At 67.9% G+C, this 25,735-nt stretch carries 21 protein-coding genes; 6 read left to right on the top strand and 15 right to left on the bottom strand.

Annotated features, from left to right (window positions below; genetic code table 11):
* Positions 1 to 209: 209 nt before the first annotated feature.
* On the bottom strand, positions 210 to 2,270 hold the full coding sequence (locus G3O06_RS20270; protein WP_241020151.1) for a TonB-dependent receptor: 2,061 nt from the start codon (positions 2,268 to 2,270) through the stop codon (positions 210 to 212).
* A gap of 513 nt (positions 2,271 to 2,783) precedes the next feature.
* Between G3O06_RS20270 and adhP the strand changes: the two genes are divergently transcribed.
* Positions 2,784 to 3,812, top strand: a complete 1,029-nt coding sequence (gene adhP, locus G3O06_RS20265) for an alcohol dehydrogenase AdhP (RefSeq protein ID WP_174915570.1) — start codon at positions 2,784 to 2,786, stop codon at positions 3,810 to 3,812.
* Positions 3,813 to 3,882: 70 nt separating this feature from the next.
* Here adhP and G3O06_RS20260 read toward each other — a convergent pair whose 3' ends face one another.
* From G3O06_RS20260 to G3O06_RS20250, 3 genes are all read right to left on the bottom strand, one after another.
* Positions 3,883 to 5,328: a sialidase family protein gene (locus G3O06_RS20260; RefSeq protein WP_205817268.1), complete on the bottom strand. Its 1,446-nt coding sequence runs from the start codon at positions 5,326 to 5,328 to the stop codon at positions 3,883 to 3,885.
* 459 nt (positions 5,329 to 5,787) lie between these two features.
* Positions 5,788 to 6,219 carry a MarR family transcriptional regulator gene (locus G3O06_RS20255; protein WP_174970095.1) on the bottom strand — a complete coding sequence of 144 codons (432 nt, stop codon included), beginning with the start codon at positions 6,217 to 6,219 and terminating at the stop codon, positions 5,788 to 5,790.
* The gene (locus G3O06_RS20250; RefSeq protein ID WP_205817267.1) at positions 6,216 to 7,133 is read right to left on the bottom strand and encodes an alpha/beta hydrolase; all 918 of its coding nucleotides are present in this window, start codon (positions 7,131 to 7,133) and stop codon (positions 6,216 to 6,218) included. Before G3O06_RS20250 ends, G3O06_RS20255 begins: the two co-directional genes overlap by 4 nt.
* 301 nt (positions 7,134 to 7,434) lie before the next feature.
* Here G3O06_RS20250 and G3O06_RS20245 point away from each other — a divergent pair, with 301 nt between their 5' ends.
* Positions 7,435 to 8,400 carry an ABC transporter substrate-binding protein gene (locus tag G3O06_RS20245; protein ID WP_175000314.1) on the top strand — a complete coding sequence of 322 codons (966 nt, stop codon included), beginning with the start codon at positions 7,435 to 7,437 and terminating at the stop codon, positions 8,398 to 8,400.
* Positions 8,401 to 8,451: 51 nt separating this feature from the next.
* Positions 8,452 to 9,546 carry an LLM class flavin-dependent oxidoreductase gene (locus G3O06_RS20240; protein ID WP_205817266.1) on the top strand — a complete coding sequence of 365 codons (1,095 nt, stop codon included), beginning with the start codon at positions 8,452 to 8,454 and terminating at the stop codon, positions 9,544 to 9,546.
* 104 nt (positions 9,547 to 9,650) lie between these two features.
* On the opposite strand, the gene G3O06_RS20235 is transcribed toward G3O06_RS20240, so the two are convergent.
* The 11 genes from G3O06_RS20235 to G3O06_RS20185 form a co-directional block, all read right to left on the bottom strand.
* Positions 9,651 to 10,586: an ABC transporter substrate-binding protein gene (locus tag G3O06_RS20235; RefSeq protein ID WP_205817265.1), complete on the bottom strand. Its 936-nt coding sequence runs from the start codon at positions 10,584 to 10,586 to the stop codon at positions 9,651 to 9,653.
* Positions 10,587 to 10,620: 34 nt separating this feature from the next.
* Entirely contained in the window at positions 10,621 to 12,411 is a 1,791-nt protein-coding gene (locus tag G3O06_RS20230) for an amino acid ABC transporter permease/ATP-binding protein (protein WP_205817264.1), read from the bottom strand.
* 64 nt (positions 12,412 to 12,475) lie between these two features.
* On the bottom strand, positions 12,476 to 13,828 hold the full coding sequence (locus G3O06_RS20225; protein WP_205817263.1) for an LLM class flavin-dependent oxidoreductase: 1,353 nt from the start codon (positions 13,826 to 13,828) through the stop codon (positions 12,476 to 12,478).
* Between the two features lie 7 nt (positions 13,829 to 13,835).
* Positions 13,836 to 14,885: an LLM class flavin-dependent oxidoreductase gene (locus tag G3O06_RS20220; RefSeq protein ID WP_205817262.1), complete on the bottom strand. Its 1,050-nt coding sequence runs from the start codon at positions 14,883 to 14,885 to the stop codon at positions 13,836 to 13,838.
* Positions 14,886 to 14,948: 63 nt separating this feature from the next.
* The gene (locus G3O06_RS20215) at positions 14,949 to 15,896 is read right to left on the bottom strand and encodes an ABC transporter substrate-binding protein (protein WP_205817261.1); all 948 of its coding nucleotides are present in this window, start codon (positions 15,894 to 15,896) and stop codon (positions 14,949 to 14,951) included.
* 56 nt (positions 15,897 to 15,952) lie between these two features.
* Entirely contained in the window at positions 15,953 to 16,513 is a 561-nt protein-coding gene (locus G3O06_RS20210) for a GNAT family N-acetyltransferase (RefSeq protein WP_174970102.1), read from the bottom strand.
* A 317-nt stretch (positions 16,514 to 16,830) separates the two neighbouring features.
* The gene (locus tag G3O06_RS20205) at positions 16,831 to 17,232 is read right to left on the bottom strand and encodes a type II toxin-antitoxin system MqsA family antitoxin (RefSeq protein ID WP_205817260.1); all 402 of its coding nucleotides are present in this window, start codon (positions 17,230 to 17,232) and stop codon (positions 16,831 to 16,833) included.
* A 2-nt stretch (positions 17,233 to 17,234) separates the two neighbouring features.
* A complete protein-coding gene (locus G3O06_RS20200) occupies positions 17,235 to 17,531 on the bottom strand; it encodes a type II toxin-antitoxin system MqsR family toxin (RefSeq protein WP_205817259.1) in 297 nt (98 codons plus the stop codon).
* 103 nt (positions 17,532 to 17,634) lie between these two features.
* Positions 17,635 to 18,675 carry a succinylglutamate desuccinylase/aspartoacylase family protein gene (locus G3O06_RS20195; protein WP_205817258.1) on the bottom strand — a complete coding sequence of 347 codons (1,041 nt, stop codon included), beginning with the start codon at positions 18,673 to 18,675 and terminating at the stop codon, positions 17,635 to 17,637.
* 255 nt (positions 18,676 to 18,930) lie between these two features.
* The gene (locus G3O06_RS20190; RefSeq protein WP_174970106.1) at positions 18,931 to 19,206 is read right to left on the bottom strand and encodes a hypothetical protein; all 276 of its coding nucleotides are present in this window, start codon (positions 19,204 to 19,206) and stop codon (positions 18,931 to 18,933) included.
* 244 nt (positions 19,207 to 19,450) lie between these two features.
* A complete protein-coding gene (locus G3O06_RS20185; protein WP_205817257.1) occupies positions 19,451 to 21,001 on the bottom strand; it encodes a sensor domain-containing diguanylate cyclase in 1,551 nt (516 codons plus the stop codon).
* 499 nt (positions 21,002 to 21,500) lie between these two features.
* On the opposite strand from G3O06_RS20185, the gene G3O06_RS20180 reads away from it, so the two are divergent.
* The 3 genes from G3O06_RS20180 to G3O06_RS20170 form a co-directional block, all read left to right on the top strand.
* Positions 21,501 to 24,377, top strand: a complete 2,877-nt coding sequence (locus tag G3O06_RS20180; protein ID WP_174982627.1) for a molybdopterin cofactor-binding domain-containing protein — start codon at positions 21,501 to 21,503, stop codon at positions 24,375 to 24,377.
* Positions 24,374 to 25,033: a (2Fe-2S)-binding protein gene (locus tag G3O06_RS20175; protein ID WP_205817256.1), complete on the top strand. Its 660-nt coding sequence runs from the start codon at positions 24,374 to 24,376 to the stop codon at positions 25,031 to 25,033. The genes G3O06_RS20180 and G3O06_RS20175 overlap by 4 nt, the downstream gene beginning before the upstream one ends.
* On the top strand, positions 25,030 to 25,735 hold a 706-nt coding region (locus G3O06_RS20170; RefSeq protein WP_205817255.1), incomplete at its 3' end, for a c-type cytochrome. The genes G3O06_RS20175 and G3O06_RS20170, both read left to right, overlap by 4 nt.

The following is a 25,735-nucleotide window of genomic DNA, read 5'->3' as shown; positions in this document are numbered from 1 at the left end:
AACAGGCTTTTTGATAATAATTGTCTGATGAATTTGTTTCGATTTATGGGTAAATAAAGGAATTTCGTTGCGGCCTAATTGGGGAGGGAGCCGATGCGCGTTATCGGCGTGTGCCGCGCAATTGGCGGTAATGGCCGATTAACGGAAAATCGCGGCGGAAAGGGGCGCCGGAAAGCGGCCCGCGGCGGGCGCCGCGGGCCATGAGGGGGTCAGAACGTGGTGCGCAACCCGGCCATCGCGCTGCGGCCGCCCGCAGGCGCGAAGCCGCGCACGACCGAAGTCGAATAGCGGATTTCCTGATTCGTCAGGTTGTCGCCGCGCAGGTAGGCAAGCCAGTGCGTCGGGCCGACGCGGAACTTGTAGGTCAGCATCACGCCGAGCGACGTGTAGCCATCCGTCGAAAAGTCGTTGTCGGGCACGCGATGCTGCGACCACGCATGCGTGAGCTGCGCGCGCGCGCCGAACGGGCCGTAACCGTAGTCGGCTGCGAGCGTCGCGCGCAGCGGCGCGATGCGCGGCAGCGGCTGGCCCGTGTCGACGTTGCGTGCATGCGTGTAGTCGGCCGTCAGTTCCAGGTCGACCGTATGGCCGCGCCGCGCGAAGGCGCGCCACTTGCCGTCCAGCTCGATGCCGTAGAACTCGGCGCGCACGCCGCGGTAGATCGCCTCGTTGAGCGAGCCATCGGTACCGGGCGCGACCGGTTCGCCGTCGTCGTTCACCACGCGGCCCGTGTTGTACTCGGCCAGGTAGTTCGAGAAGCGGTTGTAGAACACGCCGACGCTGCCGCGATTCGGGCCGCTCGCATAGCGCAGCGACAGGTCGGTCGACACGGCTTTTTCCTTCGACGCGTTCGGGTTGCCGATCAGGAACTGGCCGGTCGCATCGTGCGGGCCGTTCGAATACAGCTCGTAGAAGGTCGGCGCGCGTTCGGTGTACGCGACGTTGGCCGCCACCGACCACACGGGCGTCAGCGAGAACAGCGCGCCGGCCGACAGGCTGCCCGCGTTGAATTCGCGTGGCTGCGCCCCCGCGAATTTCTCGACGCCGGCCGGATCGGGATCGACCTTCACGTGCTCGAAACGGCCGCCGAGGCTCAGCTTGAGCGCCGGGACGACCTGCCATTCCTCGAGGCCGAATAGCGCGACGCTGTTCGTGCGCGTGGACGGCACGAGCATCTCGTCGCCCAGCGCGGAGAACGTGTTCTGGCCGAACTGCACGCCGATCGCGCCTTCGAACGGGCCGATCTTGCGATGGGTTGCCTCGATGCGCGCCTCGTAGCCGCGATTGCGGAAGGTGGTCGCGGTTTCGCCGTTGTCGACTTCCTTGTGGCGGTAGTCGGTGTACGCGAAGTCGAATTTCAGCTTCGTGAACGGCCCGCTCAGGTTGCGCACCTCGGACGCGAGCGCGAGGCGTTCCTGGCGCATCCGCAGCCGCACGTCGCTTTCCGCGACGGAGCCGTAGTTCGATTCGTAGCCGCTGTAGGACAGCCCCGCGAAGCCGTCCGCCCACGTGTACGACGCGCCGACCGCGCCGCCGTGCACGCGGCCGTCGCTGTTCGGCACGTTGCCTTCCGGCTGCGGCGTGTCGGGGCCGTCGATCGCGCGTTGCGCGCTGCTGCGCGCGTAGCCGGGAATCCGCAGCTTGCTCGTTTCGCGGTCGAATGCGTCGACGTGGAACGCGAAGCGGCCATTGCCGCCTTCGACCTGCGCGGCGCCCGCGCGTACCGAGTTCGCTCCGCCGTAGCGCGCGTCGAGCGCACCCGTCACGCCCTGGATCGCTTCGCGCGGAATCCGGTTGTCGATCGTGTTGACGACGCCGCCCACCGCGTTGCCGCCGTACAGCAGCGCGGCCGGGCCGCGCACGATCTCGACGCGTTCGACCGACAGCGGATCCTGCGGCACCGCATGGTCGTACGACAGCGACGACGCGTCGTAGGCCGCGACGCCGTTCTGCAGCAGCCGGATCCGGTCGCCGTCCATCCCGCGGATGATCGGGCGGCCGACCATCGGCCCGTAGGTGGTGGTCGACACGCCGGGCAGCCCGTTGAGCGTTTCGCCGAGCGAATCGGCCTGGCGGCGCGTCAGCGCATCGCCGGAAAGCTGGACGGTCGGCGCGATCAGTTCGTTGTCGCCGAGCGGGTTCGCGGTCACGAAGATCGGGGCAAGCGAGGTGGTCGGCGGCGTATCGGTCTGCGCGTGCGCGACGGCGGCGAACAGCATCAGCGACAGGGACGAGAGCGGGCGAAGCGGTAGACGAGGGAGGTCGCGCATGGTCGGTGAATCGGTTGGAATCGGATCGGATAACGAGCGATGCGGATCACGGCTGGATACGATATATTGTTGCGTCTGCGACGCGCAGTGACCCGTTGGAATATGGCTCGGCGAGGCTCGACCACCCAAAGTGGAACGGCGTCAGGCGGACGAGCACGCGGAATGATATGTTATATCATTTCAAATTCCAAGCCGGATGGCAGGATCCTGTCGGGTTTCTGTCGGATGAGTGAAATGGTGGCGGGAGCGGAACGTGTCCGTGCAGGGTTCGTGTCGCCCGCATTCGATGTCCGTTGAAGCTGCCCGCCGGGAAACAGCCATACGGTGATCGATGTGGCGGTCGTGGATTTCCTCTCTCGCATCAGGATCCGGTGCATTCCGGCGTCATGCCCTGGTGCGACGCCTTGAAGCAGCGGCCGTCGCCGCGCATCGTCCCGCGCATTGACGCGCATCAACGTCGCTCGATTCCGAAACCGGATACTGGATCGCTCATCGACCAGGCAGGAGCGACCCATGACCCAAACCATGAAAGCGGCCGTCGTGCACGCATTCGGCGAACCGCTGCGCATCGAGGAGGTGCCCGTGCCGACGCCGGCGCCCGGCCAGATCCTCGTCAACATCAAGGCTTCGGGCGTGTGCCATACCGACCTGCACGCGGCCGATGGCGACTGGCCGGTCAAGCCGACGTTGCCGTTCATTCCGGGTCATGAAGGTGTGGGCATCGTCGCCGCGGTCGGCGCGGGCGTCACGCACGTGCGCGAGGGGGACCGCGTGGGCGTGCCCTGGCTCTACACGGCCTGCGGTCATTGCGAGTACTGCCACACCGGCTGGGAGACGCTGTGCCATGGCCAGCAGAACACCGGCTATTCGGTGAACGGCAGCTATGCGGAATACGTGCTGGCCGATCCCGACTACGTCGGCCATCTGCCCGCGCAGGTCGCGTTCGACGAGATTGCGCCGATCCTGTGCGCGGGTGTCACCGTCTACAAGGGCATTCGCGTCACCGATACGCGCCCGGGCCAGTGGCTTGCGATCTCCGGCATCGGCGGCCTCGGGCACGTGGCCGTGCAGTATGCGCGTGCGATGGGCCTGCACGTCGCGGCCATCGACATCTCACCCGACAAGCTCGCGCTGGCACGGCAGCTCGGCGCGGAACTGACGATCGACGCGTCGATCGACGATCCGGCCAAAGTGATCCAGAAGGAGATCGGCGGTGCGCACGGCGTGCTCGTCACGGCCGTGTCGCGCAGTGCGTTCGCGCAGGCGCTCGGGATGGTGCGGCGCGGCGGCACGGTGGCGCTCAACGGCTTGCCGCCCGGCGATTTCCCGTTGCCGATCTTCTCGACCGTGCTGAACGGCATCACCGTGCGCGGGTCGATCGTCGGTACGCGGCGCGACCTGCAGGAATCGCTCGATTTCGCGGCCGACGGCCTGGTGCGCGCGCACATCCATCGCGACCGGCTCGGCAACATCAACGACGTGTTCGCGAAGCTGCGCGAAGGCAAGGTCGACGGGCGCATCGTGCTGACCGACATGCATTGATGCCGCGCACGCCGGCCACGACGCCGCGCGACAGGCGACGTCGCGCGGTGCCGTGGCGGCCAGGTGTGCGTTACTGCGCGAAGAACACGTCGGTGCGGTTCGTCAGGTTGCCCGCGTTGGTCTGGACGAAGAACGGATGGAACGACGACGATGGAAGCACGTCGAGCCCCTGGTAGTCGCCGATGAAGAAACCTTCGGCGTTGGGTGCGAGCTTCATGTCGAACGGGCCGCCGACGCGCCGCTCGTCGGTGAACGTGGTACCGCCGTCATGCGAGATCTTGCGCCAGAAGCCGGTTGGCAGCGTCGTAGTGTTGCCGGCCTGCAGGTCGCGGAAGTCGTAGTAGGTGACCATCACCGCCCCCGTGTTGTTGACGCGCACCGATGGATTGAACGCGGGGCGTCCGGTCGGCGTGTTCAACTGTTGTGGCGTGCTCCAGGTCGCGCCGCCGTCCTTCGACGTCGATACCGCAATCTCGTCGTACGTGCCGCCGTTGAAGCGGCTGTCCTGCCACACGACGTACAGTTGCCCCGATGCGGGATCGATCGTGGGTTCCGGAATGATGTCGCCGGTGCGCACCGGTTCGCCGGTGACCGGATCCGTGACGCCGACCGTCTGCAGGCCGGCGATCACCTGCGGTTTCGTCCACGTCGCGCCGTCGTCGGTCGACTTGATGAACGCGACCTTGCCGGCCGCCTTGCTGAACGGTGGCTGGATCAGGTCGAAGAAATCGTAGAGCGTGCCGTTCCTTGGATCGACGACGATCTGGTTGCCGATCGTCTGCTGGCGCGAAGGCACGTGGACGATGACCTTCGGTTTGCTCCACGTCTTGCCGCCGTCGGTCGTCTTCGAGAACAGCGTCGGGCCGCGGAACGCCTGCGTATGCAGGTTCGCGTACGGGTTGCCGTTCGGCAGCTCGAGACGGTCCCATACCGCATAGGCCGCGCCGGCCTTCACCGGGTTCGCGGTGACCGATTCCTTGTCATTGAAGAACTGCGTCGTCGGCTCGTCGTTCGCGATCAGCACGGCGGGGCTGCTCCAGGTCTGTCCGCCGTCGGTCGAGACCGACGCGGCGACCGAGTTGCCGTTGTTCGACTGGTTGAACGAGATCGACACCGAGTACGCGGTGCCGTCCGGCCCGAACGAGACCCACGGATCGGACGCGCGTTCGTACTTGAGCCCGCCGGGCGCGCATGCGCTGAACGGCTGCGGCGTGCGTGCCCAGGTCGCACCGCCGTCGAACGTGTAGCCGGCGACGAGCCCGTGGGCGCCGCCGTTCGACCAGCGGTCCTGCTGCCACACGCCGATCATGTTCATCGGGTTTGCAGGGTTGACCGAAAGCCACGGCTCGACTTCGGCGTTCACGTAGTTGGTGCCGGGGCCGCCGATGGTGCAGGCGACGAACGGGCTCGGGCCGGAAACGACGACGGGCTCGGCGTGCGCCGCGGCAGCGGCGGCCATCGCCATCGCGGCGGACAGGCGGGTGACAAGCGAGTGGGACACGATCATGCGTCGCATGGACTGCTCCTCGTTGGGGTGCGGGTGCGATGGTGCGACACGCTGCGGCAGCGTGATCCGGTGCGCGGCGTCGGATGCCGCGCATCGTGCCGATACGTGTCGTTCAGGATGCCGCTTCAGCCATCGCAATCCGCGTGTGCTGGATGCCGCCAGCACGTCGGTCAAGACTCCTCTTCATTCTCATTGATTGTCGGGCGTGTCTGCGATGTCGACCGGACGGAAGGGCCTGTCGGCGCATGCGACGAATGTGTCGAAGTGGATTGCAATTTAGGCGATTCGAATGCCGGCGGACAGGCAGTTTTTTGTAACAGCGGCGTAGCCGGAAAGCGTTGCCGGCACGGGGCCGAAGGCACGCAAAAATTGCCGTCGCGACGGCATGAAAATCAAATCGAAAACGCGAATCGCAATCGCTTGCGATGAGGGCCGCCGAGCGTCGGTGGCGATGCCGGAAGGCGCCGCTCAGCGTTCCGCCGGAAACCGGTCCTGCAACGCATGCAGCCAGCGCGCGACGACATCGAGTTCGTCGTCGGAAAACCCGTCGCACAGCTTGCCGTTCAGCTCGCGCAGCAGCACGCGTGCACGCTTGAGCGCCGCGTGGCCGTCGTCGGTCAGGTACAACCGTGTCGCGCGGCCGTCGTCCGAATCGGCATGACGCGTAATGAGGCCGGCTTTCGCCATCCGGTCGGCAAGCCCCGTCATCGCGGATGGCGCAAGCTGCAGTGCGGCGCCGATCTCGCCGATCAGCGCGCCATCCTGTTTCGCAAGACAGAACAGTGCGCCGGCCTGCGCGGCGCTCGCGCGCGTCTCGGTCTCCGCCTTGCGGTCGATCCAGCGCTGCACGCGCCGCTGGCCGATGTTCAACATGAAAAACAGTCGTCGGTCTTCGCTCAAGCTGGGTTCCCGGCTGCAATGGAAAGGGAGGGACGGCCCGCGGCTCGCGGCGTGTCCAGCGCCTGCGCGAGCCAGTCGGCCACGTCGGGCCACAGCACGGTGCCGGGGCGGCTGCGGAAGAAGCCCATGTGCCCGACCGGGCCGCTGCCCGCCGCGTGCGGATCGATCTGGCGGCGTTCGACCGCCGCGCGGGTCAGATAGCTTACCAGCAGCCCGATGGCAGTCGGGTTCGCCCACGGGTCGTCGTCGAAGCCGAGCGCGAGGATCGGCAACTGCTGTTTCGCGTAACGCTCGGCCGCGCCGAGTGTCGGATCGTCGAAGAAATAGTGCGGCAACGTCGTCCAGCGGCTCCATTCGCGGAACACGCCGGCCGGCATGTCCTCGCCGAGCCCGAGCCGCTTGCCGGGCACGTAGCCGAGCAGCACGGACATCAGCGGGCCGAGCACGCGCAGGATGAGCCGCACCTTCAGGCGCTCGGCCGCCTGCGTGATCAGCCGCGTGCTGCCCGCATGCGCGGCGACGAGCACCGCCGCGCGTAGGTGCGGCGTGGCGGCGGACAGCCCGATCGCATGCCCGCCGACGCTATGGCCGACGGCCAGCAGCGGCAACCCTTCATACGCCTGCCGTGCCCACGCGGTCGCGGCGCCCACGTCGAGTTCCATCCAGTCGCGCATGCGCGCCTGCAGCGCGCCCAGGCGCGCGGGCCGCGACGCGCCGATGCCGCGATAGTTGTAGGTGAGCGCCGCGAAGCCGCGTTCGGTCAGGAAGCGCGCGAAGCCCGCATACAGCCGCTCCGGCACGGCCGTCGCCGGATGGATCAGCACCAGCGCCCGCGGCGGCGCGTCCGGCGACCACAGCGTGCCGTGCAGCGCGTAGCCGTCGGCGGCGGAAAACTCGATGGGTTGGGAGGTCATGGCCATCCTCGTCACGGGTAGTTATTTCGTATGCGAAATATAGTCCGTGATTTATTTCGCGCACGAAATATCTATCGAGGATTCATTCGAACCGGGTTCCCGGGAGGGCGGCAGGCGGCATCAGGCGATACCGGTCACTTCATAAAATATTTGCATCTTTGCATAGAAGAATATTGCGTTTGTTTCATGAAGCGGATCGACGTATCTTCACCGGTTCCATCCGTTCCGCCGGCCGTCGTGCAAGGTGGAACACGAGGCGCCGCCATCGCGCGGCCGCCCGCCAACACTACGGGAGATCACGTTGCTGAGCCGAATCGTCACGGCACTCTTGCTGGCGCTTGCCGCGCAGCCGGGTATGGCCAAAGACACCGTCACGCTGCGCGTCGGTGAACAGAACTACTTCAACATCCAGGCGTCGATGGAGGCGTCCGGCGTGCTGAAGGACCTGCCTTACACGATCGAGTGGAAGCATTTCCAGGCCGCCGCGCCCGTTGCCGAATCGCTGAACGGCAATGCGATCGACGTCGGTTTCCTCGGCGATTCCGCGCTGCTCACGCTGGCCGCGCGCGGAGCGCCGGTGAAGGTCGTCGCCGTGTCGCGGCAGAGCCTCGACGGCGTCGCGATCCTCGTACCGAAGAATTCGCCGGTGCGCACCGTGGCCGACCTGCAGGGCAAGACCATCGCCGTGTGGCGCGGCGCATGGAGCCAGCAGCTCGTGCTGCGTGCGCTCGAACACGCGGGGCTGCGCGCCGATTCGGTCAAGTACGCGTACCTGATGCCGATCGACGCGACCAACGCGCTCGCGAACGGCTCGGTCGACGCCGTGTCGCTGTGGGAGCCGTTCGTCAGTACGCTCGCATTGCGGCAGGGTGCGCGGCCCGTGACGACCGCGCAGGGGCTGATGCCGGCGCTGAGCTTCGTCGCCGCGAACGAGCAGGCCGCCACCGGCAAGCGCGCCGAGATCACCGATTTCCTGCGTCGCGTGGTTGCCGCGCGCCAGTGGGTCGACAGCCATCCGCGCGAGTACGCGGACCTGTGGGCGAAACGCGCGAAGCTCGAACCCGATGTCGCGTACCGGTGGCTCAACAACGCGAAGCAGCGCGTCGGCCCGGTCGACGAGACGGCCGCGAAGGACGCGCAGAACACGGCCGATTTCCTGCACAAGGCCGGTGTGATCCCGGCCGCATACGACACGTCGAAGCTGCTCGACCGCTCGTATGCGGGCGCGTTCGCCGCGCCCGTGCAGAAGACGGCCGCCGCGCAGTAAGCGGGCCATCCGGCCGCGATTTCCGATCGAGAACCACAAGGACATCCCGACATGCCAGTCGATATCATCGGCATGATCACCGCGACGCCCGGCGCGGAGGTCGACGTACCGGGCGGCGAAGCCGTCCAGCCCGACTACGTGCGCCGCTTCGCGCAGGCGCACGAGGCCGCCGGCTTCGACCAGATCCTGGTCGGCCATTTCAGCAACGCGGCGGACGGCTTCATCGTCGCGTCGTTCGCGGCCGCCGCGACCGAACGCCTCCGCATCCTGCTCGCGCACCGGCCGGGCGTGATCGTGCCGTCGGCCGCCGCGCGGCAGATCGCGACGCTCGACGTGTTCAGCGGCGGCCGGCTCGCGCTGAACGTCGTGTCGGGCGGCGACGATGCGGACCTGCAGCGCGACGGCGATTTCGTGCCGCACGATGCGCGCTACCGCCGCACCGGCGAATATCTCGACGTGCTGAAACGGATCTGGCAGGCCGACGGGCCGGTCGACCACGACGGCGCGTTTTACCGGCTGCGTGGCGCGTCGCCGCTCGTGAAGGGCGCGCAACGGCCGCACGTGCCGATCTATTTCGGTGGCTCGTCGCCGGCTGCGCTGGCGGTCGCGGGCGAGCATGCCGACGTTTACATGACGTGGGGCGAGCCGCTCGCGTCGGTGCGCGAGCAGATCGCGCGGGTGCGGGCTGCCGCCGCGCCGTTCGGGCGTGCGCCGCGCATCAGCGTGTCGTTCCGGCCGATCGTTGCCGACACCGAGGCTGCCGCATGGGAGAAGGCCGAGGCGATCCGCGAACGCGTGCGCGCGGCTCGGCTCGCAAATGGCCAGCCGATCGCCGGCCATGCGCCGCAGAATGCCGGCTCGCAGCGGCTGATGGCGGCCGCCGCGCAGGGCGACGTGCTCGACGAGCGGCTGTGGATGGGCGTCGCGAACCTGACCGGCGCGCGCTGGAATTCGACCGCGCTGGTCGGCACGCCCGAACAGGTCGCGCGGGCGCTCGGTGCGTATTACCGGCTCGGCGTGTCGACGTTCCTGATTCGCGGGTTCGATCCGCTCGACGATGCGCTCGATTACGGGCGCGACCTGATTCCGGCGATTCATGCGCAGGTCGCGGAACTCGACCGGTATCACGCGGCGGTGCCGGCGTAAACGCTTCGCGGCGCAGCGACGTACGGGACTTCTGCGATTCGCCCCGGCTTTCCGTTACGGGATGCCGGGGCGATGTCACTTTGGTCATCGACGTTTCGAAGCCTTCAAAACGACGGCAACCCCGGCGGATTGGTTTCCGCGAGTGCAATCGCTTCGCTCTGCAAGCCCCAGCGCGCGAGCGCCTGCCCGTAGCGGCCACTCCCGATCAACGCGTTCGTCGCGAGCGTCAGCGCGGGCGCGAGCCCGCTGCCGCGCCGCGTCGCGATCGCCACGTCGGCGTTGGCCGGCCAGCCTGCATTGACGACGCCGACGCGGCGGATCTTGCCGGTGCGCGCGGCCTCGTACGCGAGCGACGCGTTCGGGTTCAGTTCCGCATCGGCGCGGCCCGACAGCAGCGCGACGCGCGATGCCGCATCGTCGTCGAAATAGAGCAGCTCGGCCGGCTTCAACCCCTGTGCCGCGTTGCGCTTGTTCCATTCGAGCAGGATGCGCTCCTGGCTCGTCCCCGCGCCCGTGATGATGCGCAGGCCGGCGATGTCCTTCGGCTCGGCGATCTTCGTGATCGGGCTGCCGGTGCGCACGTAGAAACCGTGCAGCCCGAGCCGGTAGGTCGTGAAGTCGTATTTCTCCTTGCGCTTCTCGGTCACGCCGACGTTCGAGATCACCGCGTCGTACTTGCCGGACGTCAGCCCGAGCGGCCAGTCGGCCCACGCGATCGGCAGCAGCACGAGCGTGCGGCCGAGCGCGTCGGCGACGAGTTGCGCATAGTCGGGATCGGCGCCGACCACGGTGCGCGCGTCGGTCGCGTAGGTCGACACGGGGGGCGCGTGCGGTGAAATCGCGACCGTGAACGCGCCGTCGCGTACCCAGCGGTAGCCGGCCGCCTCACGAACGGCGGCGTCATCGCGTGTTGCGCGAATGCGGCCGGCCTGGCGCGGATCGAGATCCGCGGTCGCGGCGGCTGCATGCACCGCGTGCCATGGAAGGCTACCCGCTGCCGCGACCAGCGCGGCGGTCATGAACTGGCGTCGGTCGGTCATCGTGCGGCACCTCGCAGGTCGGGAGCGGCGTGCATCACAGCACCCGCGACAGGAACGCACGCGTGCGCGGATGCGTCGGCGCGTCGAGTACGACGGCCGGCGGCCCGGCCTCGACGATGCGCCCGCGCTCCATGAACAGTACGTTGTCCGCGACTTCGCGCGCGAAGCCGATCTCGTGCGTGACGATCACGAGTGTCGTGCCCGAGCGCGCCAGCTCCTTGATCACGTCGAGCACCTCGTTGACGAGCTCGGGATCGAGCGCCGACGTCGGCTCGTCGAACAGCAGCACCTTCGGGCGCAGCGCGAGCGCCCGCGCGATCGCAACGCGCTGCTGCTGGCCGCCGGACAACTGGCGCGGATACGCATCGGCCTTGTCCGCGAGACCGACGCGCGCGAGCAACGAGCGGGCGATGCGTTCGGCCGCGTCGCGCGTGACGCCGCCGACCACGACCGGCGCCTCGACCAGGTTTTCTAGCACGGTCAGGTGCGGGAACAGGTTGAAATTCTGGAACACCATCCCGACGGCCGTGCGCCGCGTCAGCACGTCGCGCTCCTTCAGTTCGTAGAGCACGTCGCCGTCGCGGCGATAGCCGATCAGTTCGCCGTCGATGTCGATGAAGCCGTCGTCGACGCGCTCGAGATGGTTGATCGTGCGCAGCAGCGTCGACTTGCCCGAGCCCGACGGCCCGACGATCACGGTCACGCTGCCGCGTGGCGCGACGAACGACACGTTGTCGAGCACGCGCTGCATGCCGAACTGCTTCGATACGCCATGCACGGCCACTTCGCCGCCGGTGCGCGGGGCGACGACGGTCGCGGCGTCTTTCTCGTCCTGGGGCCGCGCGACCGATACCGCGTGACGGGACGCGACACGCCGCCAAAGCACGCCGAGGCGCGCAAGCGCGAACGTGATGACGGACGGAGGCGGGTTGCGCAGCGCCCCGCGCGCATAGTGCCGCTCGACCTGCACCTGGATGGCCGACAGCACGGTCAGGATGATCAGGTACCAAACGGTGGCGACCATCAGCAGCGGAATCACTTCGAGATTGCGGCGATAGATCACCTGCACCGTATAGAACAGCTCCGGCATCGCGAGCACGTAGACCATCGACGTGCCTTTCGCGAGCATGATCAGGTCGTTGAACGCGGTCGGCAGGATCGCGCGCATCGCCTGCGGCAGCACGATTCGCGTAGTCTGGCGGCCGCGCGGCAGCCCGAGCGCGGAGGCCGCTTCGAGCTGGCCCTGGTCGACCGCGAGAATGCCGCCGCGGATCACCTCCGCGGAAAACGCCGCGTGGTGCAGCGTGAGGCCGAGCACGGCCGCGAGGAACGGGCTGATCAGGTCGGTCGTCGGCGTGTCGAACCACACGATGTCGGTGAACGGCACGCCGAGCCGGACATGCTCGTACAGGTAGCCGAGGTTGTTCAGGATCAGCAGCAGCACGATCAGCGGAATCGAGCGGAACAGCCACACGAAGGTCCACGCGCTCGCCGACAGCAGCCGCGAACGCGACAGCCGGGCCAGCGCGACGAACGCGCCGAGCACGAGGCCGAATACCGCGCCGAGCAGCGTCAGCACCAGCGTGCGCGCGAGCCCCGACAGCACCGGCGGCGACAGGAACCATTCGGCGAACACCGGCCAGCCCCATTGAGGGTTGCCGAGAATCGAATGCAGGACGATCGCGATCAGCGCGACGGCGAGCACGGTGCCGACCGTGCGCGACCGGTGGCGCGCGGGCACGATCCGGAAACGCGTGCCGGCGTCGCGCGCGCCGGGGGAAGAGAGCGGCGGCAGCGCGCCGCCGAGGTGGGTCGTGTCGCTCATGTCGGTGGAGATCCTCGAATCGGTCGGGCGGGCGCGCCGCGCACGGGCGGCGCGGCGGCGGGTGTCAGGCGTGCGCTTCGGCCGCGGTTTCGTGCGACGCGCCAGGCACCGCATGGCGGCTGGCCTTGCGCGGCAGGCCGAGGTGGTCGCGCAGCGTCGCGCCGGACAGATCGCGGCTGTAGCGGCCGCGCGCCTCGAGCGCCGGGATCACGAGTTCGACGAAATCCTCGACCCCCTGCGCCTGCACCGCAAAGCCGAGGATGAAGCCGTCGCCGGCACCGGCGTCGTGCCAGCGGATCAGCTCGTCGGCGACGTGCTCGGCCGTGCCGATGAAGTTCGGGCGCGGCGTGGCGACCGCGAGCGCCGTCTCGCGCAGCGACAGGCCTTGCTGTTTCGCGTCGGCCTTGATCCGGTCGGTGGTCGAGCGGAAGCTGTTGCGGCCGAGCTCGCCGAGTTCCGGAAACGGCGCATCGAGCGCGTACTGCGTGAAATCGTGGTGATCGAAATAGCGGCCCAGATACGCGAGCGCCTCGTCGATCGTCAGCAGGTTGCGGATCGCCTGGTATTTGTCCTCGGCCTCGGCCGCCGTGCGGCCGACGATCGGCCCGATGCCGGGGAAGATCTTCACGTCGCTGCCTTGCCGGCCGTGCTCGATCGCGCTCTGCTTCACGCGCCGCGTGAACGCGGCCGTTTCGTCGAGCGACGGCGAATGCGTGAACACGGCATCCGCGTACTTGCCCGCGAGCCCGATGCCGGTGTCGGACGAACCCGCCTGGAAGATCACCGGCTGCCCCTGCGGCGAACGCTGGATGTTGAGCGGGCCCGCGACCTGGAAGAAGCGGCCATGGTGGTCGAGCGTATGGAGCTTGTCGCGATCGAAGAAGCGGCCGGTCGCCCGGTCGCGCACGAAGGCGTCGTCATCCCAGCTGTCCCACAGGCCCTGCACGACGTCGAGGTATTCGTCGGCGATCTCGTAGCGCAGTTCGTGATCGGGATGCGCCTTGCCGAAGTTCTTCGCGGTGCCTTCGAGCGGCGTCGTCACGACGTTCCAGCCCGCGCGCCCGCCGCTGATCGCATCGAGCGACGCGAGCTGGCGGGCGACCGTGAACGGCTCGCTGTACGACGTCGAGATCGTGCCCGCGAGCCCGATCTTCTTCGTCGCGACCGCGAGCGCCGACAGCACGGTCAGCGGCTCGAAGCGGTTCAGGAAGTGCGGGATCGACTTCTCGTTGATGTAGAGGCCGTCCGCGACGAACGCGAACGCGATGCCGGCGGCTTCCGCCTTGCGCGCGATGCCGATCGCGAAATCGAGGTTGATGCTCGCGTCCGGCGGGTTGCTCGGGTGCCGCCATGCGTTCATGTGGCTGCCTGCGCCTTGCAGCATCAGGCCGAAGGGGATCGATCGTCGGGTCGTCATGGGAGCGTTACGCGTTCTGGTCAGGGGAGAGGGAGCCGTCGGCCGCGAGGGCCGCCTGCAACGGCGTGGCCGACAGCGCGCCGCCGAGCCATTCGGCCGATGCGAGCCGCGCCGCATAGTCGGTCACCGGCGAATCGATCACGAACGCATCGACGTCGAGCCGCCGGCTCAATGCATCGAGCGCGCGGTGCACACGCTCGGGCGTATCGGCCAGCACCGTCGGGCGCAGCTCGTCGATCCGGTAGTCGGATGCGCCGCTCTGCCACGCGAATTCGGCGGCCGCCTGCGCGCTGGCGAGATTGAAGCTCTGGCCGCCCGCGAACTGCAGCTTGAAGATCTTCAGCGGCCCGATCAGTTGCTCGGCCTCGTCGCGCGTCGGCGCGGCCACCGCGTACAGCGCGACCAGCGGCCGTGTGCCGCCCGCGCTGCGGTACGCGTCCAGCGAGCGTTCGAGGTTCGCGTCGTCGCCGTTGAAATGCCCCGCGTAGCAGAAGCGCCAGCCGTTGCGCGCGGCGAGTGCGCCGCTGTCCGGCGAGCCGCCGAGCAGGATGCGTTCGGGCGGCTGCGGCGGCACGGGCAGGGCGACGGCACCGGCGAGCGGGTGATCCTCGGCGACGCCCCAGCCGAGAAACGCATCGAGTTCCGCCAACAGGCCCGCGAAGTCAGGCTTGCGCGCCTTGTCGTGGAACCACTGCAGCGCGCGCGTGGTCAGCGGCAACCCGCCGGGTGCCTTGCCGACGCCGAGATCGACGCGGCCCGGCGCGAGCGCGGCCAGTACCTTGAAGGTCTCGGCGACCTTGAACGGGCTGTAGTGCTGCAGCATCACGCCGCCCGAGCCGACGCGGATGCGCGACGTATGCGCGAGCAGGTGCGCGACGACGATCTCCGGCGCCGAGCTTGCAAAGGCCGGCGTGCCGTGATGTTCGGCGACCCAGAAACGCTCGTAGCCGAGCTGTTCGGCGCGTTGCGCGAGCGTCGTGGTGAAGCGCAGCGCATCGGCGGCGTTCGCGCCGTCGGCGATCGGACTCTTGTCCAGCAACGAAAGCGAATAAGACATGGTGGGCGGCGTTCCTGCGTGAGCGTGGGGTGAGCGTGAATGGACGGTGAGCGTGCGCGGCGTTCAACTCTTCGGCAGCCCGGGCGGATTCGTACGCGACTGGTCGATCGCTTCGGATGCGAGGTTCCAGCGGTCGAGCACCTGCTGGTAGCGGCCGTTCTTGATCAGCCCGTTCAGCGCGACGGTGAGCGGATCGGCGAGCCCGCTGCCGCGGCGCGTCGCGATCGCGATGTCGGCCGTGCGCGGCCAGCCGCCGCTGATTGCGCCGACGAGGCGCGTCTTGCCTTGCTGAGCACTCTGGTACGCGAGCACCGAGTTCACGCTGAACACGGCATCGGCGCGGCCCGACTGCACGGCGACGATGCGCATCGCCTGGTCGTCGTAGTACTGGATCTGCACGGGTTTCAGCCCGTGCGCGACGTTCTCGCGATCCCACGCGAGCAGGATCTTTTCCTGGTTGGTGCCGGCATCGGTCACGACGCGCAGCCCGGCGACGTCCTTCGGCTCGCGGATCGCCTGGATCTTGCTGTCGTTGCGCACGTAGAAGCCGACCTGGTCCTTGCGGTAGGTCGAGAAATCGAACTTCTGCTTGCGCTCCTCGGTGACGGTGACGTTCGAGATCACCGCGTCGACTTTCCCCGATTCGAGCGCGAGCGGCCAGTCGGCCCATGCGAGCGCGACGATCTTCAGCTTGCGGCCGAGGCTGTCGGACACGAGCTGGCCGACGTCGGCGTCGAAGCCGATCACCGTGCGCGCGTCGGTCGCATACGAGCTGATCGGCGGCAGGCTCGGCGCAACACCGATCGTCAGCGTGCCGGGTTCCGCGAACTTGAACGACGCGGGCACCGAGCGCTCGACTGCCGCATCGGCTACGCCGCGCGGGCGGCCGCGCTGTTCGGGGCTCAGGTCGAACGTCGCGGCGGCCGCGGCTGCGGCGAACGCGGTCAAGCCGATCAGCGCGGCGGCCAGCGTGCGCGCGGCACGGGAAGAAAGCGGTACGGCTCGTTGCATGAAAGCGTCCTGTGGTGGCAAGCGGAGATCGGAGGGATAGAGGGGCGCGGGCGCGGTCAGCGCGGCAGCACCGGTTCGGGCACGGGCGCCCACAGGTCGGCCAGCGTCGACGTGCGTGACGGATCGGCGAGATCCTTGCCGAACCGCAGGTGGAAATACGCTTCCGGGTCGATGGATGAATCGAACAGCCGCGTATAGCCGGTGCGGTCGTACAGCGCCCATGCCTCGGGCTGGCGAAAGCCCGTGGTCAGGTAGACGCGGCGATAGCCTTGCTGCGCGGCGCGCAGTTCGAGCGCCTCGACGATGACGCGTGCGAGGCCCTGGCGGCGCAGGTCCGTGCGGGTCCAGATGCGTTTGAGCTCGGCGGTCTGTGCGTCGTAGCGCTTGAATGCGCCGCCGCCGATCGTCTCGCCGTCGCGCAGCAGCAGCACGAACGCGCCTTCGGGCGGCGCGAACAGTTCGGCCGGGTAGCGTGCGAGCTCATCGCGCGCGGACGCGTGGCTGTCGGGGCGATACGCGTTGTAACGGGTCGAATACTCGTCGATCAGCGCGTCGATCAGCGGTTGCGCGCGGACGTCGAGCGGCGTCGTGTCGATGATGCGGTCGGTCGTGGCCATGGGCATCGCGAAGGGCGCGCGATGCGGACGTTCCTGGCGGGGTGCGGGCACGCGGCCCGTCCGGTCTGTTCCGTTATCGCGACGCGGTTGTCGTGATGGCGGCGGCCGGTGCGAATCCTGCTGCGATACAGATGGCGGGCCGCCGCCGTTTTGAACACGTTAGCGGCGCGGCCGGCAAAGGCGAACGAAGCAATTTCGATAAGGATTTCGCGGCGGGCGTCAGAAGGCTTGCAGCGGGAGTGGGGTGAGTGTGGCGGGGGAGTGCGCATGCGTCGAAGCCGGTGCTCGACGAATGCGCGATGCCGCCTTGGGAGCGCCTATGCCGCTCGAACTTCGGCGAGCAGATCGGGGTGACGATCCAGGATCTTCAGCAATTTCACGAGGGCAAGCGGCGGATTCGTCTTGCCTGTCTCGTAACGGGAGAACGCGTTGACGCCGCCGCCGAACAGCTCGGCCGCCTCGCGCTGATCCAGCTTCAGCTTCTTGCGCACCTTTGCGATGTACTTCGGGTCGACGATGGTGGCGTTCACCTGCTTGTTGAACTCGGTGATCGCTTCGCCGAGACGGGTGGCCTCGTCGAGCTCCAGTACCGACTCTCCGCAGGCCGGGCAGAAGTCGCCGGTGATGTCGCGGACGACAGTCGACTGACCCTTGTAGGTATAGGGGATATCGCGTGTGTCGCGGACCAGCCGGGCGGCACCGCATGCAGGGCACTTCATGTTCAACGCTCCTTGAAAGACACGATCAGCACATCGTCGATCACGGTCAGTTTCAGGTACACGTCGCCACGCACCGTGAAAGGCCGGTAGACGTCCTGCCAGATCGTGTGGTCGGCGTAGGTCGTCATGCTCTTGTGGAAGTCGAGGTCGGTCAGCGACAGCACGACATCGAGCGCCTCCCTTTCCGTGAAACCCAATAGTCGGGCGCCGAGGACCGCACTCGCGGTCAACCGGACCTTGCCGGATTCGACGAGCGCTTTGACGCGGGGCAGCTTGCAATGAGGCGTTCTCTTTTCCATCTGCGATCATAACCAAGTAAGTTAATTTGTCAAGTTGGTTAATGGCGAGCGCATGCCGTCCGCCATGACTGGCAGACAGCAAGGAAACGAGATGGGTCCGGATTTAGGCCGTCTGGCCGATGCTCGGCGGCGCCGACAGCTCCGCCAGCTGGAACAGGCAATCGCCGCGCTGCACCTGCGCGGGCACGCGCTTGCACACCACTTCGCCGTCACCCTTGAAGCGGTGCAGCACCGGCTCGCGCAGCGGCGTATCGGGGAAATGCACCCACGCGGCCGGCTGCCCGGCCTTCACCTGGTCGCCGAGTTCGACGAGCGGCTCGTACAGCCCGCGCTCGTACGCGTAGACGAAATGGCGGTCGCCGTCGACACGCATGAAGCGCGTGGTGGTCGGCGGTGCGTCGGGCACGAGCGCGCCGCGCAGCAGGCCGATATGGCCGAGGTAGTGCAGCAGCCCGTGGCGGCCCATCCGGATCAGCGAAGGATCGGCCATGCCCGCGCCGCCGAGTTCGGTCACGATCGAGATCGCGCCCTGCCGGCGCGCGGCCGATGCCGAATGAACGGGATTCGGCGCGTGCAGCAGCGCATTGTGCAACCCGAACGCGACCAGCAGCCCGTTGAGCTTCACGGCTTCGTCGGCGTCGAGCGGATCGATCGCGAGCATGTTGCCGCCCTGGTACAGCAGCGAGCTGCCGCCCGAGTGCAGGTCGACCAGATACTGCGCGCGAGACAGCAGCACATGCTCGATGTAATGCGCGATCATCTGCGTCGGCGTGCCGGTCGGATCACCGGGGAAGCTGCGGTTCAGGTTGCCTCCGTCGAGCGGCGACACGCGCAGGCCCGCGTCCGCCGCCGGGAAATTCGCCATCGGCAGCAGGATCAATTGCCCGCTGACCATCTCGGGTTCGATCTCGCGCATCAGTTGCGACACGATGATCTGGCCTTCGTACTCGTCGCCGTGATTGCCGGCCATCACGAGCGCGACCGGGCCGTCGCCGTTGCGGATCGACGCGATCGGGATCGGCAGCCAGCCGTATGCCGAGCGGTGTACCGAATGCGGCAGCCGCAGGTAGCCCGCGTGCTTGCCTGGTGCGTCAAGATCGATTTCGCAGTGGATGGGATTGCGATGTGAGGAAGAGGCGGTCATGGCGGCATCGTTCGATGAACGGAATCTGCCATCTTATCGGGAAACGACCGCCGCGCGGCGCGCCGGGCGCGCGCAACGCCGAACGCTATCAAGCGGCAAGCGCATGGATGCGTACGGGCGAGTTGCAAAGCCGATACGCGAGACCCCGAGCGATGTTGCAGCGGTGAACACATGCCGGCACGCCGGCCGGCCGCATTCGGGCGTGATGTTTCGCGTCGGCCCCTTGCCGCGGCAGGGCCGGCGCGCGCAACCGGCTTACCGGCCCGATGTTTCAGCTTCGAGACGTCCTTCTTCCCACAGCGCCCAGAAACGGCTGCCGGCGCGATACGGATTCGCGCGGTGCGCGCCGTGATCGGCGACGCCCTGGCGGAATGCGCCGTACAGCGTCAGCGGCGGATTGTCGACGCACCGGGCTTCGCGCGCGGCCGGCATGCGGCGTTCGGAAACGAGCCGGCGGATCAGCGAGGCGCCGTCGATCACATCCAGTTCGTCGATGGTTTCGCTGCGGCTGAGGACTTCGACGGTATTCATGTTGGGTCTCCCTGACAACCTGTTTCCATGACAGGGAGCAATAAGAGTGCCAGGCTCGAAAAGCCTTGCGCTGCTTCGATCGTGCCGGCTTCTGCAGCCAATGTGGCGGGTGACGAGCGGCGATGTTACGGAACACGTCACGTGACACGCGAACGCGCGGCGCCACGTGCGGCCACGCAAAGCGTTTCGGAATTGAATCGTCGGGAGGACGCGGAGAAGGGTGAAAGCCGGCTGCGCAGCCGGATCAGGTCGCGGTGGCCGGCGTGACCCGGCTGCTGCCGCTCGAATAGAAACGGTAGATTCCCTTGCCGGCCGACTTCGCGTCGTACAGCGCGCTGTCGGCCTGCCGGATCAGTTCATCGGGGGAGCCATGTCCGTCGTCGAGCGCGATGCCGATGCTGATACCCAGGCTCACGGTCTCGCCGATCGACAGGGTGTACGGCGCCGAGATCTGCCGAATGATGCGCGCGGCGAGGATCGAACACGCGTGCATCGTCGTGTCGTCGATTGCGACGACGAACTCGTCGCCGCCGATGCGCGCCGCCAGCTCGCCGGGCGGCAGTGTCTTGCCGAGCCGCTCGGCGACCTGGGTCAGCACGTCGTCGCCGGCCTGGTGGCCGAACCGGTCGTTGATCGCCTTGAAGCCGTCGAGGTCGAGATACATGACGGCGAGCGCGGGGCCCGGCATGCGCGGCCGGCGCGCGAGCATCCGCTTGAGCTGGGCATGCAGTTCGTGACGGTTCGGCAAACCCGTCAGCGCATCGTGCCGCGCGAGATGCCGGATGTGCTGCTCGGTCTGGCGGCGCGCGGTGACATCCTCGACGATGATCACCGCGTTGCCGTCCGGCACGCGGTGGCGCGTCAGTTCGAGCTGGCGGCCGTCGGCGAGCACGACATCGAGCGGCACGGGTTCGTCGCAGGTCAGCCAGAGCTCGCACTGCGCGGCGAGACTGGCGCCGCCCGGATCGGTCGCGTCGTTCGCGCCGAGCACCGCGACGACGGCAGGCAGCGGCGTATCGAGCATGATCTCGCGCGGCGAGCCGAACAGCTGCGCGGTGCGCCGGTTCGCGACGATCACGCGCCGTTCGCCGTCGATCATGCACAGGCCATGCGGCATGTAGGTGAGCGCGGCGTCGAAGCGCGCGACGAGTTCGGCGTTGCGCTGGCGCGCGGCGATCAGCGCGACGAGCACGCGATAGTGACGCTGGACGACCGTGCGCATCGCGGCGAGATAGATCGCGAGCGGCGGCAGCAGCAGCCACGCGCCCGACCGGTGGGCCAGGAGCGCACCGATGCCGATCGGCAGCACGCCGAGCGTGACCTGCATCATCGCGAGCCGCGGCAGCGCCGAATTGCGCGACGCGATCCCGCCGAACACGCCGCCTGCGACCATCACCGACAGCGTGCCGAGCTCGACGTCGACGGCCTGCACGCAGCCCATCACGCCGAGGCCGAGCACGAAGCATGCGACGAGCGACACGGGCGCGTAACGCATCGCCCAATATTCGGCGCGGTCGTCACCGGCGTCGCGCTGAACCGTGTATGCACGCGCGATCGAGAGCCGCGCGATGAGCAAGCCGGCGTCGACGATCAGCCACGCGAGACACCAGAGCTGCTGCAGCCGGATCAGCGCGACGGCCGCGACGAAGCCGCTCGCGAGCCCGGAGAGCGCCATCGGGCGGACGTCTTCGAACAGGGTAACGAGCATCGACGGGCGCAGCGCGGCCGTCACACGGTGGTTGCCGGAGGGAGGAGTGGCGAGAACGGAGTGCAGGAGAGATGTCCTGACTGCCATGGTTTTTGACCTCGACACGATGTCGCGTGATGTCGCGATGCCTGGCGGCGCCCGCACGGCACATGGCGGAAGCCCGGCCAGGCCGGATGCGCACGACATTACCATGAAACCCGGGCGCCGCGGGTTGTCCGGCGGAGCGGCGGCACTAGTCGTAAACCACGCCAGTGAAAGCCTTGCGCATTCACCGGGGCGGGGGCAGCATCGTTGCGAACGAATGCGGCCGGGCGACCGGCAGGAGGCTGGTCGCCACGCACGGTGCGCGTGCCCGCCCGGCGCGGCCGGCACGATCGAAACCGCTGCAACCAGGCATGCGACGCGGTCGAATTGCCTCCCGCGACCGGCTGCCGCAGCCCGGCTGAATACCGTTATAAGAAATTCAATAAGTATTTCATGCGAGAAATACTATAGGCGATATATCTAAAACAATGCCAGAATGCGCGCCGCTCCGAACGTCGCGACACCCGATCGCCGTCCGAGCCGCATCAGGAGGTTCCCCCCAATGAAAAACCACGGCCTGTCACGGCGGGGTTTTCTGAAAGCCAGCGTGCTGGCGGGCGTCGCAGTGTATGTCGCGCCCCTGGGCAGCCGCGCATTCGCGGCGCTCTTCGAAGAAAAACTCCTCACCCCCGTCAAATGGGATAGCGTCACCGGCATCCCCCAATTCCGCATCGACGGCATCGCGAAGGTCACGGGCTCGAAAGTGTTCGCCCGTGACGTGCGCGCAGCCGACATGCCGCACTGGCCGCAGCAGCAGTCGCATGCGCTGATCCTGCGCGTCACGCAGGCCGACCGCACGTACGAAGGCTTCGACCTTTCGCTGCTCGGCGACGAGCTGAAGCCGGACCGCGTGGTCACGGCCGACGATCTCGCGCGTGACGGCGTCGCGTTCCCGACGTTCTACGGCGACGACATGTTGCTGCCCGCCGGCAAGACGCCCGCGTATCTCGGTCATGCGGTCGCGATCCTCATTTACCACGACTTCGCGCGCTTCCGCTTCGCGAAGAACACGCTCAAGTTCCGCGACGACGTGATCCGCTACGGTGCCGTCACGGGCCCGCTCGAGCGCGATCCGTGGGGCACCTTCCGCTACGTGCGGGTGGGCGGCAAGACGGCCTATGACGACGACGTCTATTCGAGCCTGAAGGATGCGCCGATCTTCCCGAGCATGATGCGCAAGCACCTGCCGGTGTGGCCGGACGGCAAGGAGCACGGCAAGCTCGACGAGCAGGGCATGTTCCTGGCCGGGCAGATCGCCAGCGAGCTCGACCATCCGTCGGCCGACTGGCTCGTGTTCGACCGCGAGTACAACACGCAGTCGGTCGATACGTCCGCGCTTGAGCCGGACAACGCGAACTGCTGGTACGACGCCGCGACGCAGTCGCTGCACCTCGTCGTGCCGACCCAGTCGCCGCTCGAAGTGGCGGAGAACGCGGCCGCGATGGTCGCGAAGTGCCGCTTCCCGGTGAAGAAGCTGTTCGTGCATCCGTGCTACACGGTCGGCTACGGTTCCAAGGATCACTTCAATGTGCCGTTCTACGGCCTCGTCTGCGCGCTGTACGCGGACGGCCGCCCGGTGCGTTTCGCGAACGACCGCTACGAGCAGTTCCAGACGTCGCTGAAGCGTCACGCGTTCAAGATGCACTACCGGATCGCGGTGGACCGCAACACGGGCCTGCTGCAGTCGTTCAAGGGCGACTTCGAGGCGAACGGCGGCGGGCGCTCGAATTTCTCGCCGTCGGTCGCGATGGTCGGCGCAACGGCCGCGCAATCGATCTACTACTTCCCGAAGAGCGATCTGGCTGCCGTCGCGATCGCGTCGCGCGCGATCGATGCCGGCTCCGCGCGCGGCTACGGCACGCTGCAGAGCATGGCGGCGACCGAGATGGCGGTGGACGAGATCGCCGCGCAGCTGAACATCGACCCGATCGATTTCCGCCTGCGCAACGCGCTGCGTTCGGGGATGAAGAACACGCAAGGGGCGATTCCCGCCGGCGCGCTGCGCGTCGACGAGGTGCTCGAGCGCTCGAAGCAGCATCCGCTGTGGACGCGCCGCGCCGCGCGCAAGGCCGAATTCGAGGCCGCGAATCCGGGCAAGCGCTACGGCGTCGGCTTCGCGTGCGTGCAGAAGGATTTCGGCACGGGCGCGGAAGCGTCGTTCGCGAAGGTCGAATTCGACGAGAACGGCAAGGTGTCGCTGCAGCACACGGCGGCCGAGATCGGCACCGGGATGTCGACGTCGCAGGCCGTCGCGGTCGCGAAATGGCTGGGTCGCCCGGCGACGGAAGTACGCGTGGCCGTGACCGAATGGCCGGACCTGCCGGTCGAGACCAGCGGCGATCCGTACCTCATGTCGCAGGCCGACCAGGATCGCCTGAGCGCGAACCCGCGCTGGTCGCCGAGCTATGCGTCGCCGTCGAGCGCGACGAACTCCGCGTACTACTTCACGCACAGCACGCGCGAAGCCGCGCGCGCCGTGTTCCGCTACGGCCTGTGGCCGGCGGCGATGTCGATCTGGACCCGCGGCCTCGGCGGCGGCCAGGCCGCGCCGTATGCGATCCGCATCGAGGACGCGCGCTGGGTCGACGGCAAGCTGACCGCCGACGGCCTCGAGCCGCTGTCGTTCGAACAGCTCGCGAAGCAGGCCTATGCGCTCGGCCTGCCGACCGGCGCCGTCGTGCACGTGTTCAACCGCTGGCAGTGGACCGACGCCGAGTTCGAAGTGGGCGGCACGGTCGAGCGTTTGCCGATCGACGGGCTGTCGCTGCGCGTCGGCGCGCCGAAGACGGGCGACAACGGCCCGGTGCCCGGCACCGCCGCGCCGGCCGGCGCGACCGCGATGCGCGGCACGCTGGCGCCGACCGCGAACGGCTACCGCGTGCTGGACCGCAAGCGCGTGTTCATCCCGCCGACGAGCCGCAACAACGCGGCCGTCACGTACTACACGGCGGTCGGCACGCTCGTCGAGCTGGCCGTGCACGAAGCGACCGGCAAGGTCGAGCTGCTCACGCATCACTCGATCATGGAGTGCGGCAACCAGATTTCGCCGCAGCTCGTGTCGGGCCAGTTGCAGGGCGGCCTTGCGATGGGTATCGGCCACGCGTTGCACGAATACCTGCCGCTGTATGAAGACGGCCCCGGCAACGGCACGTGGAACTTCAACCGTTACCAGCTGCCGCGCGCGTCCGACGTCGCCGTCTGGACGCAGACGGGCGACGTGCTGCCGCCGCTGTCCGAGACCGATCCGCCGAAGGGTGTCGCCGAAGTGGTGATGATCCCCGTCGTCGGTGCGATCGTGAACGGGATCGCGCACGCGATCGGCCATCGTTTCACCGACCTGCCGGTGACCCCGCAAAAGATTCAGGAGGTGCTCGCATGACGACCGCCCAAACCGCGGCTTCGGCCGCACCGGCATCGGTCCCGGCCGCGCCGGCATCGGCATCAGCATCGGCATCTGCGCCGGCCGCCGTCGAGCGTCCGCTCGTCCGGTTCCAGTCGAAACCGCTGTCGATCAATATCAACGGCAAGTCCGTCGGGCCGATGCAGGTGCCGGAAGGGCTGATGATGATCGAGTTCCTGCACGAGTACGCGGGCCTCACCGGTTCGCGGCTCGGCTGCGGGCAGGGCATCTGCCACGCGTGCGTCGTGATCGTCGACAAGCCGGACGGCACGAGCGAGGAAATGCGTACCTGCATCACCGGTGCGCATTTCTTCCACGGCCGCTCGATCCGCACGATCGAAGGACACGCGAAGCGCAACGAAGCGGGCGAAGTGGTCGAGCTGTCGCCGATCCAGCAGAAGTTCCTCGAGCACTTCAGCTTCCAGTGCGGCTATTGCACGCCGGGCTTCGTCAACGCGGCGACCGTGCTGATCGAACGCCTGAAGCGCGAGCCGATTGCGAAGGCCGACGTCGAACGCACGATCACCGAGGCGCTCGATGCGCACCTCTGCCGCTGCACGGGCTATGTCCGCTACTACGAAGCCGTCAAGGACGTGGTGCTGACGACGCCGGGACTCGTGAAGGACGCCGCATGAAACGCACATTCGCTCATCGTGTCGCGCGGGCCGCGGGCCTCCCCGTGTTGGCCGCGGCCAGCGCGTTGCTGCTCGCCGCGTGCGGCGGCCATGACGCACCGGCGTCGAACGCGGCGTCCGGCGCGCCCGGTGCCGACCAGATTGCGCGCGGCCGCTATCTCGTCAAGGCCGCCGACTGCGCGGCGTGTCACACCGCGAAGGACGGCGCGCCGTTCGCCGGCGGCGCGCCCCTCGAATCGCCGTTCGGCACGTTCTACGGCTCGAACATCACGCCCGACAAGGATCACGGGATCGGCAGCTGGAGCGCGGACGATTTCTACGCCGCGCTGCATGACGGCAAGGCGCCGGGCAAGCGCCTGTATCCGTCGATGCCGTACACGTCGTACCGTCAGCTCACGCGCGCCGATTCCGACGCGATGTACGCGTACCTGAAGACCGTCAAGCCGGTCGCACTGGAAAACCGCGAGCACGAGCTGAAGTTCCCGTACAACCTGCGTTTCGGGATGGTCTTCTGGGACATGGTGTTCCTGAAGGACAGCCTGCCCGATGCATCGACGGGCCAGTCCGCCGACTGGCAGCGCGGCCGCTATCTGGCCGGCGCGCTCGGCCACTGCGCGGAATGCCATACGCCGCGCGCGTTCACGGGCCAGCTCGACAGCGCGAAGCCGTTTGCAGGCGCCGCGCTCGGCCGCGTGGCCGCGC

Origin of the sequence: Burkholderia sp. Ac-20345 (assembly GCF_017104825.1) — a bacterium.
Lineage (GTDB): Bacteria > Pseudomonadota > Gammaproteobacteria > Burkholderiales > Burkholderiaceae > Burkholderia > Burkholderia lata_B.
This window is presented reverse-complemented; position numbering and strand designations above follow the sequence as displayed.